Here is a 2729-nt window from a genome sequence, read left to right as displayed (position 1 = left end):
CCTCACCAGTATATCTTAATTTACCTTCTTTTCCAATTATTTATTAAAAATCAACAAAAATTAAAACACCTTCTAAACCACATTTAGCAACTTTATTATAACGCTATCAGATGGCACCGCGATGATGCTAAAATACGAATCATTGCTGCTTTTTGAGATACCTTTTTAGCACTTTGACCTCCTCCTCGTCTTTATAGGATGGAGAGGCCGTCAATCTCGATCTCCTCATCCTTGAGGATGAGAAAATGAGTCGTGTTTTTAACGTTAAGCAGCTTTCACAATAGGGCTTGGTAAAATTCGCTTAGCTTCTGTTGTAACTGATTTGTAATGCTTAAGCTCTTCTTCGAGGTCATTTGCATCTAATAAACGCCTTATCATCAATCCTAATATTTCTCCAACACCAGCAGCACCATTCACACTCTTAACAGGATTAAGATAATATGAAGAAAAGTAAGTAAGGTATAAAGATAGACCTGAGTTTAGTAGGAGCAGTTGTTATTTATTTTATTGTTAATTTAGGGTTGGCTTATATTCTTCATGACTCTTGTAAAACGACGCAAAGGATCAGAAAAGAGATAAATGAAAAAGACAAAATAATAGATAAAGAAGCTGAAATAATACGTGCTCAAAAAGATGTAATTCAAAAAAAGAAGAGTCAATTCGAAGATTAACTACTTCTAAGATTATTTTTCCTCGAATGGCAGTAAAAAATTTGGATCAAAAGTAATTTCAATTACTTTCTCACAAACATTTTTTCAAGACAGGCTGAGCGATTTCTCGTGTAGACAGCAATATAACAAGTGGCACTGTCAATTTTGAATCCTGTCGCTTTAAAGGCGATGGTATGCGCTATTTGCGTTTTCAGCAATGGCGTACAAAAATGAAGGTAACAACAGATAAAGGCAATGCCTCACAAGAAAGGATGATTAAGACGGTGTTCAAAAGAGCATACACCTAAAGACGACAACGAAGAAAATGCTTTAGCAATTTTATATTTAAAGAAAGGGACGCGCATGTCTAATGCAATACCGTGGATAAGATTTCATATGTATGACTGGATCAATGGGACAGATGGAATGACATTGGAGCAAAGGGACGCTTATATGACGCTTCTCGTTCGCATATACGATAAAAAGCACCAATTAAAGAAGAATTTGGAACGCTTGCACGTACTGTACTTGCAATTGCTCGCAAAAGTTTTCTACTCTTGTCGAATACTTAATGAGGAATGATAAACTTGTTGAAACAGATAATGGTTTGTGGAATACGCGCGTTGAAGAAGAGCTAAAAGATTTTACTGATAAAAAAGAGCACATATCGCAAGTTGTAGTGAAGATGGCAAAAAAGGTGCACAAACAAAACATTTTTTTGCTGAAACAACCGCTAAGCAAAATCAAGCTATAAAGAATAAGAATATAGATATAACTAATACTATCGTATTAGCAAAAAAAGAAATTGGTTCTGAAAGTTTAGAAACAAACGATTTTGTTGACGAACCAGCAGAGATTCATGCTTGCAAAAGCCAACCAGAGCAAATCGCAACGGATGTAGAAAACCAACCTCCCATTCACGAGCAAGAGAACATTCCTCAAGAAGCAAAACGAGCGAAAGCTAATCGCGGTTGTCGATTGCCTGAGGATTTTGAACCCGATTACAACTTCGCAATCGAAGAGGGTTTGCCTCCAGAGCGTGTCAAAGTCGAAATCGCAAAGTTTCGAGATTATTGGAAAGCCAGTACAAGAAAAAATGCTATCGAACGTGATTGGAAAGCAACGTGGAGAAACTGGGTGCGAAAATCTATCGAAGATTTAGAAAAAGGAAAAAACTATGGAAATCATTCTCAAAGGCAAAAAAGCGTTTGTGAACGCATCTCAGACAGCATCCTTGATATCGGGTATCGAGGTCACTTTAAGACACATTCACGAGATGATAGCTCCGGAACTTCTTTGGTTTTGAAGAGTGGTAGGCATTGACACAACAGCAGGAAACGCTTGCCTTAGATACTTGTGATCAACTTCACGAATTGTTTTCAGTGAAAGCGAGCAAAGAGGACATAGCCAAGGCAATTCGGATGCTTTCGTGTGGTTTAAAAATTTCGCAACAGGCAGATCATGAAGGTATGGCGCTTACCTATGGAATGGTTTTGGAAAATGTTTATGCGTGGTCACTGATGAAAACGGTTAAACGGATTTTATGCGATGAGGTAGAAGGTTTATCGGATACGTTTTTTCCAAGCACTCGTGAATTAGTAAGATTATGTCGTGATTTGGAAAACAGTCTTTCGACGAAAGCCAATCTTGTACGCAAGGCTGTTTTGAACACCCGTAAAAAAAGGCTGAAAGAAAAGGCAATGAGAGAGAATTCAAGACCACTCACGTTGGTTGAAAAGCAAAAGCTTGAAGAAACTTTAAATGGTCTTGGAGGAACAGTGCAAAATACTGCAGATTAGCAAACTAGTGAAATATGCATTTAAATCGACAAAATGGCACCGCACAGAGCAATTTAAAGATTTTATGGTAAAAAATCTATAATATAAAACTCTCTGTACGGTCAAATTTGAGGCAAATAGACAAATTTGTAAAATTAGTATTAAAGCATGTTCATTTTAAAACATCTATTATTAAAAAACCGTAAACAGCCCATGGGACAGAGGTTTGTTGCAACAGCTGTTGGTTATGTTCCTTGGGGGGACGGAGCAGAGGAGTATTTTTACAACCTCTACGAATATG

At 37.2% G+C, this 2729-nt stretch carries 4 protein-coding genes; 3 read left to right on the top strand and 1 reads right to left on the bottom strand.

Annotated features, from left to right (window positions below):
- Positions 1 to 264: 264 nt before the first annotated feature.
- Positions 265 to 417 (bottom strand): hypothetical protein, encoded by a 153-nt coding sequence (locus tag ACFIKE_RS09170; protein WP_375649477.1) that lies wholly within the window; start codon positions 415 to 417, stop codon positions 265 to 267.
- A 596-nt stretch (positions 418 to 1013) separates the two neighbouring features.
- Between ACFIKE_RS09170 and ACFIKE_RS09165 the strand changes: the two genes are divergently transcribed.
- The 3 genes from ACFIKE_RS09165 (at position 1014) to ACFIKE_RS09155 (ending at position 2449) form a co-directional block, all read left to right on the top strand.
- Complete coding sequence (locus ACFIKE_RS09165; RefSeq protein WP_375649475.1) at positions 1014 to 1232, top strand: DUF1376 domain-containing protein; 219 nt, start codon at positions 1014 to 1016, stop codon at positions 1230 to 1232.
- Positions 1233 to 1628: 396 nt separating this feature from the next.
- The gene (locus ACFIKE_RS09160; RefSeq protein WP_375649473.1) at positions 1629 to 1973 is read left to right on the top strand and encodes a hypothetical protein; all 345 of its coding nucleotides are present in this window, start codon (positions 1629 to 1631) and stop codon (positions 1971 to 1973) included.
- Entirely contained in the window at positions 1970 to 2449 is a 480-nt protein-coding gene (locus tag ACFIKE_RS09155; RefSeq protein ID WP_375649470.1) for a hypothetical protein, read from the top strand. The genes ACFIKE_RS09160 and ACFIKE_RS09155 overlap by 4 nt, the downstream gene beginning before the upstream one ends.
- Positions 2450 to 2729: the final 280 nt, after the last annotated feature.

This window comes from Bartonella sp. MU70NMGDW (assembly GCF_042194085.1).
GTDB classification, from domain to species: domain Bacteria; phylum Pseudomonadota; class Alphaproteobacteria; order Rhizobiales; family Rhizobiaceae; genus Bartonella; species Bartonella grahamii.
This window is presented reverse-complemented; position numbering and strand designations above follow the sequence as displayed.